Below are 15,777 nucleotides of genomic sequence, written 5' to 3'. Positions count from 1 at the left end.
ATTAGGTTATGTTAAATTGAAAGATTATGACTAACATCCAAAAGGCAATACTATCGGGCATAATCTGCAACATGATTATATGGTATGAATTAACTCTATTTGGAGTTTTAACACATATAATAAGCAATGTTTTTTTTCCTTCAGAAAGCGATTATTTAAGCACAATCAAATTTCTTGGTAGTTTTGCAATTGGATTTGGATTTAGACCACTTGGTGCATTTATTTTTGGTTACATTGGAGATAAATACGGCAGAAGGAAAATTTTGCTGACTTCCGTAATATTAGCTTCGATATCATCTACTGCAATTGCGATTATACCAAGCTTTAAAGAAATAGGAATATTTTCTCCTATACTGCTTCTGCTTTGTAGAATAACACAAGGAATGGCAGCAGGTGGAGAAACAAGTATCAATTCAGCTTTTTTAATAGAGCATTCAAGCGATAAAAAAAATCTAGGCTTTTTAGGTAGCATGAAAGCTTTTAGTGGTGCTTTTGGTTCTATTACATGCTTTGTAATGATAGCTGTTTGCAAAAAGTTTACAGGTGAAAATTATGAAATTTGGGGCTGGAGGTTGCCCTTCTATTTCTGCTTCATTATGGGCATAATAGGCTTTTTAACAAGATATATAATGGAAGAGAGCTTAGCATATAAAACACACGATAAAAATAAAAGCTTATCTCATTCTCCATTTTTAGAATTAATCAGGGACTATAAAAAAGTATTTGTGATAGCAATTGGACTTGGTATAGCCCAAAATGCAATCGTTTATTCAGCAATCATGTTTTACAACATATCTGTAAAAGAACTTATTCTCTCAGGCATCAATATTAAAAATGTAGTAAGGATTATAGTTGAAATTACATTTGGAGCGTCTGCAGTGCTGTTTGCAATACTGTCTGATAAAGTTGGAAGAAAAAATGTAATGATTCCTACATTAGTAGCTCTAGCTTGCGCCGGTTTGCCGGCACTTTCGCTATTATCGTATGATAATCACTATATTGTAACGCTCACTTTTCTGTTGATAAGTGTGCCGATAGGTGCATCTTTTGGGATATATAATTCTCTTGCCTGTGAGTTATTTCCAACGAAAGTTAGGTGTACCGGCTTTAGCCTCGCACATAACATATCTGCAGGAATTTTTGGTGGCCTTTCTCCATACATATGCATGTGGCTTATAGAAAAAACCGAAACAAAACTTGCAGCAGGTATTTATCTTACTGCCTGCGCATTAATTAGCCTAATATCTGTGCTTCAAATCAAAGCCAAAGACAGAAAAGTTGATTGGTGAAATCGTTTCAGTCGAAAAATAGCACTTTAATAGACTTTTCAATGTGCTTAGGGATAGGAGCGGTAATAGTGATTTCTTTATTGCTTGGTAATTTTAAAGATAAAGAATGCGAATGAAGGTGAATTTTATTTGCTACCCCATTAATAAAAGCTTTTTTACCACCGTATTTACCGTCACCAAGAATAGAGCAATTTATATGAGCTAAATGTGCACGTAACTGATGGGTCCTGCCGGTAATTGGTTGTAATTTTAAATAAGCGACATTATGTTCTAACCTTGCTATAATTGAAAAATGCGTAGTGGCATTCTGAGGTGAATTTTCATCAACGACTACTTTTTCTTGACCTGAAACATATTTTTTCACCAATGGATAGTCTATTGTTCCACTATCCTTGCTCGGTATGCCAGAAGTCAATGCCAAGTAAGTTTTTTTTACCCTTCGTCCTTTAAATTCCTCCATAAGGTATCTGGCAACACTAGCATTGCGTGCGAATATTATCACTCCACTAGTATCTCTATCCAGCCTATGGACAATTTTAAATGTTTCTTCCTCTCTTATTTGGTCAAGCAAATCACTAATGCTAATCTTTACTTTTACGCCACCTTGAACGATGACCCCTGCGGGTTTGTTTATAGCTAGTATATATTCGTCTTCATATAATATGTTCTCTCTTAGTAGATTCACTAACTTTTCATTATATTTGCGATCAGAATTAGCGTTCTCAATATAATTCAAGTGCTTCAGCGTTATAGTTTGTCCAGAATTTACTCTATCACTAGACTTTGCTTTGCAATCATCAACTTTGATTAACCCTTTCCTTAAAGATTTTTCAATTACAGATTGCTTTAGATCAGGAAAGATTCTTCTGATGTACCTATCCAGCCTAACGTTATCGTCTTTTACTGATATGGTTTTTATATTCTCCATTACTTTATTTGGATGTATGCTAATATCAACTGTTTGCATGACATAAAATAAAGTATAGCACAAGATATAAACCCTTCGGCTACATGTGCTATTTATTTAGTAGATTAAATATGAAGTTTAAAACTCTGCTGTCAACTTCCTGCAAAACTAGTGAAAACCAAACTTGCTTAAAACCACTTAATTAGTTATAGTCGTAAGTTTGAGGTACAGTAAAATGACAGCTTTTGTCCCTTTGATTATTTTTTTAATCTTGTACCTTGGAAGTGGTGCTTATTTTTCTTTTATCGGAACTGATAATCCACTTCATCAGGTTTCACCAGTAATCTGCTTGTTACCAGCGCTATTTTTTGCTGTCTCACGTGGTACAAATAAAATTCAGCATAACATCGATACTGTTATCAAGGGCATGGGTGACAAAAATACCCTTACTATGTGTTTAATTTTTTTATTTTCTGGAGCATTTTCTGCGGTTACTCAATCAATTGGTAGCGCAGACACTGTTGCTAATTTAATTCTTAATTTCCTTCCAGCAAGATTAATGCTGCCCGGAGTATTTTTGGCTTCTGCTTTTATTTCAACTGCAATTGGTACATCTATGGGAGTTGTTGCGCTGATGGTACCTATAACTGTTAATCTGGCAAAAAGTGGAGCTTTTGGCCTTGAAATAGGAACTGCAACTGTAGTAGGTGGTGCCGTGTTTGGTGACAACCTCTCAATGATATCTGATACCACCATTGCATCTGTTTCTTCACAGGGAGCTTCAGCAAAAGATAAACTTAAAATAAACTCTAAGGTTGCATTTACTGCAGGTATTATAACACTCACCTATCTGGCAGTGATTTCAAGTAGTACAAAAATTATTTCTATATCAAATTTAGATTATTATTCTATAATAAAAATTATTCCTTATATTTCTTTAATAATCATGGGGCTGCTTGAAGTCACCACTTTAGTAACAATAACTGTAAACATAATTATTGCTGGTGTGCTAGGAATAGCTTTTTTTGATTATGCCATCGTTCAATTTCCTCATGACATGTATGACGGTTTCAAAAAAGTAAACGAAATAGTGATATTTGCTCTATTTATCGGTGGGTTGAGCCATATAATGTACAAACAAGGTCAAAAAGCGTTGCATAAACTCATCGATGAAAGCAATATCACAAAAACTAAAGCTGAATTTGTGATAGCAGGAATTGCGTCTATGTTTACTACCTTAGTTGCCAATAATACCATTGCTATTTTACTAAGTGGTGGCATTGCAAAAAGACTCGCACAGAAACACGATATTGTACCATACCGCAGTGCATACTTATTAGATGTTTTTGCTTGTGCTACAAAAGGCATCTTACCTTATGGTTCTCAACTATTGCTAGCAGGAAGTATAGCTTCTGTATCACCTGTTTCTTTATTAACACAGGTATATTACTGCTTTATTCTAGCAGCAGTTACAATAGGCGAAATAATCATCAACAGCAGAAAAGAGAAACATTGTGCGGCTGCAACTTAGAGTTTCTCTTTTTTTTACCCATAAGAAACGGAATTACTTGAAAAACTCTGCCAGCCCCCTTATCATAAAACTGAAGCTATTTATTTATCTTCGCAATCTCTGCAGTGGATTAATGACAAAAAAACTTAATGTATTTGGCGTAAATCATGCTTAATTTTTTGCACTATGTGCACCTCATGTCTTTATAAAACTTTTAGGTTTCTACCTATACAAGCTGAAACGTGCTTATAAAGCGTTTAAGACAGTAAAAGACGTCAAATAGACAAGGGGGAATTTGAATACTAGCTACCCTGGGGTTTCTTTTGCCTTTTTTTTATTTGGTAAATTTCTTAATGTTTGTAGCTAAAGCAATTTAAGAGACCGAAAATGGTGTCATTCCAGTGCTTGACACAGTTGTCTAAGTGAGGAAAGTCACCAGTGGTTATATTATTGCTATATTTCTCACTTACCCAACAAACTTAGATTTTACACTAAACTGTGCTGCCACTAACTTTGCAACCGGTACTCTATAGGGTGAGCATGAAACATAATCCACCCCTGATTCGATGAGAAACTCTATAGATTTTGGATCTGCTCCATGCTCTCCACATATACCTAGTTTTATTTCTTTTCGGGTTTTTTTGCCTCTTTCAATGGCTATCTTGATTAACTCTCCTACCCCTTCGATGTCCAGCACTTCAAATGGATCATTGTCAAATATATTGCTTTCCTTATAAGAATCGAGGAAATTAACTGAATCATCTCTTGAAAGTCCCATGGTTGTTTGCGTTAAATCATTAGTGCCAAAACTAAAAAACTCTGCATGTTTTGCTAACTTATCAGCAATCAGTGCTGCTCTTGGTAGTTCTATCATCGTTCCAATTGAATAAGCCTTGTCTGATGTCATTCCAGCACGTAACGCTGGAATCTGCGTCTGGATTCCAGCTGAGATGACAGAGGATTCTTTCTTTGCTAGCTCGCATATCAGAATAAATTCTTTCTCATTCATTATAAAAGGGATCATGATCTCAGGCTTGATTTCTACACTTTTTTCCTTTTTTAGCTCATTTGCAGCACTAAGTATTGCCCTAATCTGCATGCTATATATTTTAGGATGAGAAATGGCAAGTCTACAACCTCGATGGCCAAGCATTGGGTTCTTTTCTGACAACTGTGCTATTTTATTTTTTACTGATTCAACTGACTTATTGAGCGATTTAGCAATTTTTTCTATAGTAGACTGATTATCGGGTAAAAATTCATGCAAAGGCGGATCAAGCAACCGTATAGTGACTTCCCTGCCCTCCATAATAGAAAATATTTCTTTGAAATCAGACTTTTGCATTTCTTCCAGTTTAATGAGCGCATTTGCCCTTTCATTTTCATCGTCAGCTATTATCAACTTTTGAATGAATTCGATTCTATCACTAGCGAAAAACATATGTTCTGTGCGACATAAGCCTATACCTTCTGCACCGAATTCTTTTGCAATTTTTGCATCTTTTGGAGTATCAGCATTCGCTCTCACTTTGACCGTTTTGATTTCATCTATCCAGCTGATTATCGTTTTGAATTCTTGCGATAATTCAGGTGAAATTGTAGGAAGAATGCCAAGCATAACCTCCCCTGTTCCTCCGTTGATGGTAATTGGTTCACCTTTATTTACTTTTGTATCCCCCACAGAAAAGAAAGTTCCATCTTTATCGATATAAAGTCCACTTACACTGCAAATGCATGGCTTACCCATTCCACGGGTTACAACAGCAGCATGCGAGGTCATCCCTCCCCGTGCTGTTACTATGCCACTTGCAGCATTCATTCCATTAATATCTTCAGGACTCGTTTCTGACCTTACTAAAATCACTTTTTTACCCTGCTCTGCAGCTTTTTCAGCATCACTTGCACTAAACACTACATATCCAGAAGCAACCCCTGGAGAAGCCGGCAGTCCCTTCCCTATTACTTTTTGGTCACTCTTAACGTCAAGAACTGGATGCAATAAATTGTCAAAAGTTTTTGGATCAATTCTCAATATTCCTTCTTCTCTTGTAATCGTTCCTTCATTTACCATATCAACTATTATGCGAATAGCAGCTTCAGCCGTGCGCTTGCCATACCTAGTCTGCAAAATCCATAACTTACCGTCCTGCACAGTAAATTCAATATCCTGCATGTCTTTATAATGCCTTTCAAGTTTTTCACATACCACACATAATTCTCGGTAGACACTTGGCAGCAACTTCTCCATGGTGTTTTCTTGCTCTCCGTCAATTGGCATAGGAGTATAAACACCAGAAACCACATCCTCACCCTGAGCATTAACCAAAAACTCACCAAAAAGCTTTTTTTCTCCAGTTGAAGGATTTCGTGTAAATATCACACCAGCTGCAGAATTATCATTTAAATTACCGAAAACCATTGCTTGCACGTTGACCGCTGTTCCAAGGTTTTCAGGAATGTTATGTATTCTTCTATAGGAAACAGCCCTATCATTTTTCCAAGAGGTAAATACTGCATTAACTGAGTTTAACAATTGCTCTTCAACGTTCTGCGGAAAATGTTTTCCTGTTTTTTCATGTACTATCCTTTTGAAATTGTTAACAATTCTCTTTAAAACATCAACATCAAGATCAGCTAAGCTTTTTGCTCCACTCTTTTGCTGTTCATTATCAACAACATCTTGAAATAGGTGATGGTCAAGCTGTAGTACAACATTGGAGTACATCATGATGAAACGGCAGTAGCTATCATAGGCAAAACGTTCTCCACTTTTTTTTGCAAGCCCAATAACTGTTTCATCATTTAAACCAACATTTAAAATAGTATCAAGCATGCCCGGCATTGAACTAACACTACCAGAGCGTATTGAAACTAATAAGGGGTTATTTAAATCCCCGAATTTACAACCGATGTCATTTTCGAGCATCGCCATGTAGTTTTTAATCTCGTTACGTAGGTCGTTAGACAATTCATTATCCTGACAGTAGGCCTGACAAACAGAGGTGGAAATTGTGAAACCAGGTGGAACAGGAATGCCAACATTGCACATTTCTGCTAAATTTGCTCCCTTTCCTCCCAGCAGATTTTTCATTTCTGCATTGCCTTCGCATTTACCCTGGCTAAAGTAATGTATTAACTTTTCCCCCATCATTTTCTCCGGATTTTCACTGATAAACACATTGTACATATAGTTCCAATAAAACTGTGAGGACTTGAAACTTTAGGATAATAAATTTTACAAAATTTGGCAACAACGTTCCTTCTGGCAACATCAGTAAAGTTAACAAAAAAGATGACAAATTATTATCAATAAGAATATATAATATAAAGATATATTTAAAAATTTTTTTATGGCTCTTTCTAAGTTTTTCAACCCTAAGAATAATGGTGTGCTGCAGTAACAAACAAAGTAATGTTTGTTTTATTGAAGATGAAGGAAGGCCCTTTGAAATCGGGTTTCAGGAGCAGCCACCTTAAGTGGCTCTATTTAAGAGATAGGGTTAATTTTGCTATGAGCAGCTACAATTTAAAGACCTTGCTTCATCAATGTAATGGAACAAAACCTTTTTAGTAAGTTCAAAACCTTCTAAAGTCTCTCCTTCGCATCTTGCTGTAATGCAGTTTTGCGTATTTGATACCCTAAGAAGCCACCAACCTTTATTATCGGTTACTTTAACACCATCAAGATCTGAAAATACAATATTTTGCTTCTCTAGTGTTTTCTTTATTGATTCAATTATTTGAAATTTTTTCTCATCTTTCACTACAATCTTTACTTCATGAGTGATATATAACTTCGGTAAATCCTCAATCACCTGAGATAGGCTTTGGTTTTTCTTAAGCAAAATGTCAACTGCTTTAACAGCAGAATATAGCCCATCATCAAAACCTAGCTCAGAAAAGAAGAAATGCCCGCTTAACTCACCAGCAAACTTTGCCTCTTCCTCTACCATCTTCTTCTTAACTAGTGAATGTCCAGTAGCGCAGGTAATAACTTGCCCTCCTAACTTACTAACAAAATCATGTACCTTCATACTCATTTTTACGTTAGCAATAACTTTGCTTTCTGGATATTCCTCCAGCACTTCACGTGCAAAAATTATAAATAAATGGTCATTGGAAACAACACTGCCTTTATTATCAATTAAGCGCACCCTATCGCTATCGCCATCTAGCGCAATGCCAAGATCACATCCATATTCCTTCACAATGTCAATTAATTGAGCGAGATTTTTTTCCTCTATGGGATCTGGATCATGCAGTGGAAATGCCCCATCTATAGAGTTATTGGTTACGATATGCGTATGACCAGGCAAGATCTTTTCAATACACCTTATAATTCCACTTGCTGGACTATTTCCACAATCCCAGGCTATTTTTAATTTCTGTGTAGTATTATTCTTCACTGCACTTTTTAATATGCGAATGTACTCACTATATATATTTATGTTAATTAAGCTTCCAATTCTTGTACTGTTTTTAATTGGACTGCTTATAATTTCCTTTATCTCTTGATCTGAGAAGACTTTTTTATTACTAAAAAATTTAAAGCCATTATATTCGCTGGGGTTATGAGAGGCAGTTATTATGATACCAAGATCCGCCTGTGTGATTTGTGTTGCAGCGTAGAGCATAGGTGAAGAGCATAGCCCAACGCGTATAACATTTACTCCAGATAAAGTTAAGCCCCTAATTAATTCTCTTTCTATACCCGGTGAATCTATTCTGCTGTCGTAGCCGACACAAACACTAGCTACGGTTTGGCCAAACTTTCTACCTATCTCGTACCCATCATTAATCTGCAAATCTTTGCCTACTATACCTCTAATATCGTATTTTCTTATAATGGTATTGTCCATACTGCACTGCTTAAGGAGTAACTACTATATAACATAATGGACAAGTGCTCAAGTTTCTTCTTTATTTACCCACATAATTAGTTGATTTTTTAATCAAAGTTGTTAGTATTATAGTATATTTCTAAAAGTGTAAAATTATGCCATGGGAGAACGAAAGTGTATTTATAGCTGAGGGTCAAAGTTTAGATGTAGATGAACAGAAGAAAAATGATATTCTAAGTATCATTGAATCTTGCAACGATCTTCAGGATTTTATTAAAAGACTGGAGGAAGAAAATTTAATCTGGTACTTTATTGGTCCTTTACGCAAAGATGAGGACATTACAGGACAGATAAATTTAAAGTGGGAAAAGGAGTTCCAAAAATTTGAGCAATCAATAGACGCAATGCATAAAGAACTTAAGTCGTCTCTGCCTAGTCAAAACTTCTTAGCGTATTCAACAACAGATAATGACTTCAAAATTAGATTTGAAAATGAAGAAAAACCAATAGAAATTAGCAATATTTTAAGGGCCAGCAGTGAAGGTAAGGTTTATAACATATCTTTAGGGGAAGATAGTCAAATAACTGCAACCAAAAAAGGCAGCGAAAGGCACTATGATTTTACTGGTTCAAGCTCATGTGAAATGACCATTAACTGGCAGGCTAAAAGATTCTGAAGGTAATAACATAGACTGTAGCATGACCGTAAAATTGGATTCTGGTGGTATACAAAGTGTCATTGGTGAGCCAAAGTTTGGTGATTTAAAGTTCACACCAGAGGAAACAAAAGATAAAATATTAAAATTAGTTGAGCAGAATAAAGAAGTTTTTATCAATGGAAAAACTCTGCATCAAGCTTTTACTGACATGTCCAGGAGTGTAGACGATCAGCAAGTACCAGCAGAGGAAATATTAAAGATCCACATATATCACCACAGTCACCTACACCAAGCAGCAGTGGGTATTCCTCTCCTAGTACACCTTCTTCACGTAGAAGTTCTTTCTCTAGTGTTAGTGAATTTAGTGATGAAGATGAAATATTTGAGAATGATATGTCTAGTGATGAAGAAGAGTATGAGCAAGAAGGATTAAAAGATAAAGTAGACAAAATTATAAATGAAATTGAGGAATTAGAGGAAGGAAAAGAAACATTTGCTAAATATTTTGCAGCGCAGGCAAAGCAGCTTGAGGATCTAAGATTAGAACGTAACTCCTTGAGAGATAAAATTAATGAACAGCAGCGAGCGATATTTGAAAGAGATCAAAGAATAAAGGAGCAAGATGCTTCTATTGAGTCACTTATAGAGAAACTCGAAAAATTAGAAGAACTTAATCAAAAGATAGAAAAAGAAGGTGATACACAAATAAGCGCATTAAGTGAGGGAAAGCAAACTGGGGAAGAAGAAGCTGAAAGACTTAAAGCTGAATTGAAAAGGATGAAGCAAGAATTAGCTTGGAAGGATCAAAATATTGAGCAGTTAACACAAAAGATAGAGAAAGAACTACAGGATAAAAATGATGTAATAAAGAGCTTAAATGATCAGTTGAAAGACAAAGAAGATGAAGTTCAATCAGTAAATGGGATAAACAAAGAACTACAGAAGAAATTGAAGCAAAGTGAAGCTAATTTAACTGTACCAGAGGAAAAGAATGCAAATTTGGAGAACGACCTGAAGAAAATAGTGGAAGATTTAAAGGATGATCATGAAAAGCAGTTGGCAGAACAGTTGATGGAAACAAAAAAGGAAAACAATACATTGGCTGAAACGGCGAACCAATTGTCTAAAGAATTAAATGAATTACAGAGAGAAAAGGAAGATTTAGAGAGGGAAATTCGACAACTTGAACCTGGAAGATCACTTGCAGATGAGCTAAGCGAAGAAAATACGAAAGGGGAAATAGAAAAACTTCAATATCAACTTAAGGAAAAGGAAGGGATGTTAACACATACACAAGAAGAGCTGAAGTATGTAAAAGAGAGTCTAGAGCAATTGCAGAACATACTACAGCAGCAGACAGCAGCTACATCAACTCAAACTGAAGTTGAATATGAAAGTAGAGGAACAAGCATGCAACAGAACGACGTACAAGACCAAGGTATATAAGCTGTAAACAATAACTCAAGCAGAATAGCTAGTGGGTTAAGACAAGAAAACAAAAATTTGACTAGAGACAAACTAACTATATCCAAGCAATTAAAACAAAAAATAAGAGAGATTGACGAGTTAAAGAAAAATTTAAAGCAATTACAAGAAGAAAATAAACAACTAAAACAAGAAGTTACTAAAAATACAGGCGTTGATGCATCATCTTCAACAGGTCAAAAAGAAGCTAAAGAAGCAGAAGTTATAACACAAAATATTATGGATTGGCCTGTTCCAATTCCAGACGATAAACCGGAAGAGCAGAAAACTCCATGAGAGCCAATCAAGGTAAATACAGAATTATCAGATCCAAAATCAATCCCCGCTGAGGTTTCGGAAACATCTCCTCCTCTTCCAAAAAGATGAGTTTTTGCTTCTATTGTTAACTATAGCTAAGACGTCATACCGCCACGGCGCTAACGAGTAGCGGAATGACGAGGTTATCGTCATTCCGCCGCAGACCGTCATACCGCGATTCATTCGCGGTATCTCATCCGCTAACACGTAGCGGGATGACGGTTGTCAGGGTAGTACCTTCTCCTGTCATCCCAGTGCCCTGACTACTTGGATCCAGAAAACTTAACTTTAAATAAGTGGCTGCATAATAAAGACTAGATTCCAGCGTCACACGCTGGAATGACACCATTTTCGGTCTCTTAAATTGCTTTAGCTACAAACATTAAGAAATTTACCAGACAGAAAAAAAAGGCAAAGAACTCCCGTGGTGCGAGTTTTGACCCTATAATAATTTAAACTGGCGCTGTAATAATGTGCTAACGCTTAAAATAAGCGCGATTTGGCTGAATGTAGAAAAAATAAAAAAGACATGCAGCCGCTATAATTTTATGTAATCCGCCAATAAATACCATGAGTTTTTTACTGAATTTTGTCATTGAGCCTGCAGGTCAAAAACAAGTTTTGAGTCATAAATACCATTACTACTACAATAAGGTGCCTGGCGGAGTTTGTCAAGTAAGTTTTTTCGTTTCTATGGGTTAGTTGGTACGCGCTTTACCTTTTAACAGATGTAAAAGCACAATTATTACGAACAACATTCCACCAATAACTGATATAGCTCCACCCGCAATAAAACAAGCACGTGCCAACATTGATGAAATACTTGGCAGATCTGCAACTTTTCTTAAGGCACCATATCCACCAAGCCATACAAGTCCAGTAATATGGAGAAAATGTCCCACACTGTACGCATAAATCTGTAATCTTACCATGGAACTTTTTACCTCTTTAAAGTTTAATTTAGGTAACAGCCAATAAATGAAATTCATAAAAGCTATAGTGATACCAACTACAGAACCATGATAATGAGCGGGAATGGTGACATTACCTTCAATAGTCAGCACTCCAAGCACATCTCCATAAATGAACAATAAAAATGAATGTAATAAATAGTTGCTTTTATCATTAATAAAAGTCCTGATGTTGCAGCACACTAATATTATCAAAAAGCACGGCAAAACTGCTCCAGCAATCCTCATATGCCAAGTAAAAAACTGTATTAACTTGGCACTATCAACTGGATAAACAAAATATATAAACGATGCACCCATAGCCAAAATTGTGTTTATAAATAGTGGTAAAATAGTAATTTTATTGCTTGAAGCTAAACTAGCATCGCTTAACATTATTAAATAGACTAAAAACATTCCTTGAGTAAAAGCAAACTGCAATAAATGTCCGCCTCCCCAAAAGAGATATTCGTAAAACAAATTCTTATCTGAGTGATATAGACCTGGAGGCATATTTTGATATGCTAAAACAAAGCAAAGAAATGACGAAACAAGTGTAATAACCAGCCCAACTTGCCCCACAGAGAGAAATGAAACCTCTTTTTTTGATGTGTATGCTAGCATTGCATTTACTAATATACTGGTGGTAAACAAACCAAGACCAAATAAGAATAATTTGTTTTGTAACACGGGAATATAGTTACTTTTGATAACTTCAGTGTTTGGAACGAATGCGGATATAAACATGAGCAGCATCGAAAGGGTTGATAGAACCCATGAAAAGTTAAACCAACTATTGGTATTTTGTAGGTTTATGATAAAGAGCAGAGATATTATAGAGCACATCCACACCAAAATTGACAAGTTCACGTGTATCACCAGCGCATTATCAAAGATATATTGTGCAGAAGGAACAAGAGAGGAGATAAAAGGCAATCGTAGAAAAACAACGATTATTGACAGTAACCCAGAGCAAGCAAGGGCACATACTGCTAAGAATATCCACTGTTTGCAAAGTGTAGCGTTATTTTGTATGTTGAGCACGGTCATTTTCTCTTTTTATTTTTGATTGATAAAGTATTATAATATAAAGCGCTATAAATTTTTCAAATTAATTGGCATTGATGAATAATATCACAGCAAAGCAGGTCATATCCTTATGGAATGCGCAAGTTGGTGGGTTTTGGCCAGATAAAAAGGAAAGTGAAGAAATTGAATGTTCAAATGAATCATCAGCTAGCTAAAACTTTATATTCTTTCATCTGGCATTTTTTGAAGCCATACAAATTATCGGTCTCGATTTTTGTTTCCCTTGCAATCTTTGCGGGGTTTTGGGGACCTTTTAACAGTATGCTGATTAAACATATAATCAATATTTTGCCCCAGGTACAAGTGGGTAACATCTCTCTCTTAACTTGGCCTGCTGTATTGATTGTATTAAATTTTATAATTTTTGATAATGTTACATGGCGCGGAGTCGAATACATTAATTATAAATTCCAGGCTGTTATTAAAATTCAAATCATTAGTAGAGCATTGAATTATGCCTTAAGTAGCTCTCACGAATTCTTTCAAAATAATTTATCAGGACGTATTGCAAATCAAATTACGACACTTGCCGACAATATAGAGTTAATGTTCGGTAGAAGTCATAGTCCTATACCTCTTGTTTGAGTTTTGTTCTTATAACTTCCCCACAAGAACCTTGCATGCAGCTTTCCCGCACACGGCTCCACAATAATAGCATTCATAGCATTCGCTCTCATGTATATAAAGAATAGTGTATTTTTGGCTTTGGTAGTGGATTGACTAGTAAGTAATGGTTGAATTGCTCCCACTTCATACTTCTCTTTTGACTACGTCGGTTTATCCACTTAAATGCTAGCCTTGTTATCGATCGATAGAATTGACTTAAACATCGATAATTTCCGCTAATTCCGAAATAGCTATAGTGTCCTGTTAGTTTAGTTTTGAGTTTCTGCCACCATTCTTTAAGACGATCGTGATTTCGAATTCTCTTCATCCATTCTTTGATTTCTTTAATCTTTCTGGCTAGACTTGTTTTTACAGTTTTCTGTTTTATCATTAGTCTACCATTACGACTCTTTCCACAATAATGGGTAAATCCAAGAAATTTGAAGCTATTCTTTCTTCGTTTCTCTCTTTCTGCTTGATACCATTCTCTCTTGCCAAACTTTACTATTCTTGTTTTGTTTTCAGATATTTCCAATCCAAATTTTCTTAATCTTTGTTTCAGCAATTCCAAGAACTCTTTCGCATCTTCTTCCTTTTCGCAGCACACTACAAAATCGTCGCAAAACCTTATTAGCTGCATACTCACTCTGGATCTAGGTTTAAATTTCTTTTCAAACCACAAATCCAATACATAATGTAGGTATATTTTAGCTAATATTGGGCTTACTATACCGCCTTGTGGTGTACCTTGTTCGGTTGCTTCATAATGTCCAGCTTCAACTATTCCTGCCTTGAGAAACCGTTTTACTAACCACAATAAGTTGGGGTCTGTTATCCTCTCTCTCAGACATCTCATTAGCCATTTATGCTGAATATTATCATAGAACTTCTTGATATCCACTTCTACAATGTAATTAATTGGTTTGTCCATAACTGCTTTATTCAGTGTTTTGACCGCTTGATGACAGCTTCTTCCTGGTTGAAATCCATAAGAGTTGTCCAGAAAATTTGTTTCATAAATACTTTCTAGTATCTTCTTTAACATTATCTGTACCAACTTATCTTCTGTTGATGGTATTCCGAGCCCGCGTTTCTCTTTGCTCCCAGTTTTTGGTATATATACCCTTTTCACCGGTTGCGGTTGATACTGCTTTTTCTTCATGCTATCCACTAGAGTTCTAAGCTTCTCTTCAAGATTTTCTCCGTAAGTTTCCACTGTTACCTGGTCTATACCGCAAGCCTTGTTTCGTTTTAGTTCCTTATAGCACTCTGCAAGATTCTCTGCATTTATCAGATGCACTAACGATGTGAATTTCAATCGTTTATCTCGCTTCGCTCTTTCTACTATCTGGTCTAGTTTTCCTTGCATATTCCTCCAATCTCTGTTGTATTTGTATAGCAATCCCTATACCAGTTACTATATTGCTAACCGCTTCCCCTTGTATGTGGCTTTCCCACACTCTGAGTACTATCAGTTAGTCCGACTTCCTTCGTATCTTTCCCCAGTCCTCGCCTTTATTGACTTGTTCTAGAGTACCCTATTGGGAATACAAAGGATCTCCCAAGTTCACGTAAGTTCCATCTCAACACATGACACGGCCTTAGATCCCGATGGAGCAAGTGATATCTTGCCTTTTCGTTATCACTTATTTTGTCTTCCGCCTGCAAGAGAGCGTCAACCTCCATATCGTCAAAAATTTCGGGACTCAATACCTTTACTTTCGTTGCATCCTATATTGTCCCTTCTATTAGCCCTACTACGCTTGTTACCTTACGTAGCATAATAGTTCGTTCCAGATTGCTGGCTAGGCTTTACCTGAGTTAGATTTTCACCAACTGTTCCTTACGCACTTCTTGGCGCACCTTGCATATTATTTCTAAAGATTTTATCAGAGGTACTTCATTATTAATGGTTGCATTTATTGCCAGCTATTATGTAAATTCAATGTTTTTTTATACATTGTTCTTATGGTTTATTACTTTTTCTTCTTTTAGTATCTTGATGTCAAGGCGCCTTGTAACTTTAGCAGATAATCATGCAAGCAGTGAATCCCTTCTTTCTGGTCAATTGGTAGATTGCATAACAAATCACAACAATAGACCTGCTGCAAAAGGTGATTGAAAAAATAATGTGAGAGAAGTAG

At 35.9% G+C, this 15,777-nt stretch carries 10 protein-coding genes and 1 pseudogene; 6 read left to right on the top strand and 5 right to left on the bottom strand.

Going from position 1 to position 15,777, the window contains the following annotated elements:
- Positions 1 to 26: 26 nt before the first annotated feature.
- Positions 27 to 1,289, top strand: a complete 1,263-nt coding sequence (locus AAGD69_RS01290; protein ID WP_341812308.1) for an MFS transporter — start codon at positions 27 to 29, stop codon at positions 1,287 to 1,289.
- Positions 1,290 to 1,296: 7 nt separating this feature from the next.
- Here AAGD69_RS01290 and AAGD69_RS01285 read toward each other — a convergent pair whose 3' ends face one another.
- The gene (locus AAGD69_RS01285; RefSeq protein WP_341812307.1) at positions 1,297 to 2,256 is read right to left on the bottom strand and encodes an RluA family pseudouridine synthase; all 960 of its coding nucleotides are present in this window, start codon (positions 2,254 to 2,256) and stop codon (positions 1,297 to 1,299) included.
- Between the two features lie 175 nt (positions 2,257 to 2,431).
- Between AAGD69_RS01285 and AAGD69_RS01280 the strand changes: the two genes are divergently transcribed.
- Complete coding sequence (locus AAGD69_RS01280) at positions 2,432 to 3,727, top strand: Na+/H+ antiporter NhaC family protein (RefSeq protein ID WP_341812306.1); 1,296 nt, start codon at positions 2,432 to 2,434, stop codon at positions 3,725 to 3,727.
- Between the two features lie 445 nt (positions 3,728 to 4,172).
- On the opposite strand, the gene ppdK is transcribed toward AAGD69_RS01280, so the two are convergent.
- Together ppdK and AAGD69_RS01270 are read right to left on the bottom strand one after the other, a co-directional pair.
- Positions 4,173 to 6,854 (bottom strand): pyruvate, phosphate dikinase, encoded by a 2,682-nt coding sequence (gene ppdK, locus AAGD69_RS01275; RefSeq protein ID WP_341812622.1) that lies wholly within the window; start codon positions 6,852 to 6,854, stop codon positions 4,173 to 4,175.
- A 361-nt stretch (positions 6,855 to 7,215) separates the two neighbouring features.
- Complete coding sequence (locus AAGD69_RS01270) at positions 7,216 to 8,565, bottom strand: phosphomannomutase/phosphoglucomutase (RefSeq protein WP_341812305.1); 1,350 nt, start codon at positions 8,563 to 8,565, stop codon at positions 7,216 to 7,218.
- Between the two features lie 137 nt (positions 8,566 to 8,702).
- Between AAGD69_RS01270 and AAGD69_RS06940 the strand changes: the two are divergent.
- Positions 8,703 to 10,646: pseudogene (locus tag AAGD69_RS06940) on the top strand (hypothetical protein); the annotation flags it as partial.
- Between the two features lie 63 nt (positions 10,647 to 10,709).
- Positions 10,710 to 10,967 (top strand): hypothetical protein, encoded by a 258-nt coding sequence (locus AAGD69_RS01250; protein WP_341812301.1) that lies wholly within the window; start codon positions 10,710 to 10,712, stop codon positions 10,965 to 10,967.
- A gap of 719 nt (positions 10,968 to 11,686) precedes the next feature.
- On the opposite strand, the gene AAGD69_RS01245 is transcribed toward AAGD69_RS01250, so the two are convergent.
- Positions 11,687 to 12,982, bottom strand: coding sequence for a cbb3-type cytochrome c oxidase subunit I (locus tag AAGD69_RS01245; protein ID WP_341812300.1), 1,296 nt, complete (start codon positions 12,980 to 12,982; stop codon positions 11,687 to 11,689).
- 159 nt (positions 12,983 to 13,141) lie between these two features.
- Here AAGD69_RS01245 and AAGD69_RS01240 point away from each other — a divergent pair, with 159 nt between their 5' ends.
- Positions 13,142 to 13,612, top strand: coding sequence for a hypothetical protein (locus tag AAGD69_RS01240; protein WP_341812299.1), 471 nt, complete (start codon positions 13,142 to 13,144; stop codon positions 13,610 to 13,612).
- 88 nt (positions 13,613 to 13,700) lie between these two features.
- Here AAGD69_RS01240 and ltrA read toward each other — a convergent pair whose 3' ends face one another.
- On the bottom strand, positions 13,701 to 15,002 hold the full coding sequence (gene ltrA / locus AAGD69_RS01235; protein WP_341811720.1) for a group II intron reverse transcriptase/maturase: 1,302 nt from the start codon (positions 15,000 to 15,002) through the stop codon (positions 13,701 to 13,703).
- A gap of 540 nt (positions 15,003 to 15,542) precedes the next feature.
- Here ltrA and AAGD69_RS01230 point away from each other — a divergent pair.
- Complete coding sequence (locus tag AAGD69_RS01230; RefSeq protein WP_341812298.1) at positions 15,543 to 15,755, top strand: hypothetical protein; 213 nt, start codon at positions 15,543 to 15,545, stop codon at positions 15,753 to 15,755.
- Positions 15,756 to 15,777 lie beyond the last annotated feature (22 nt).

The sequence above is a fragment of the Wolbachia endosymbiont (group A) of Conops quadrifasciatus genome (assembly GCF_964027015.1).
Taxonomy (GTDB): domain Bacteria; phylum Pseudomonadota; class Alphaproteobacteria; order Rickettsiales; family Anaplasmataceae; genus Wolbachia.
Note: the sequence above shows the minus strand (reverse complement) of the source record. Positions and strands in the feature narration are given on the sequence as shown.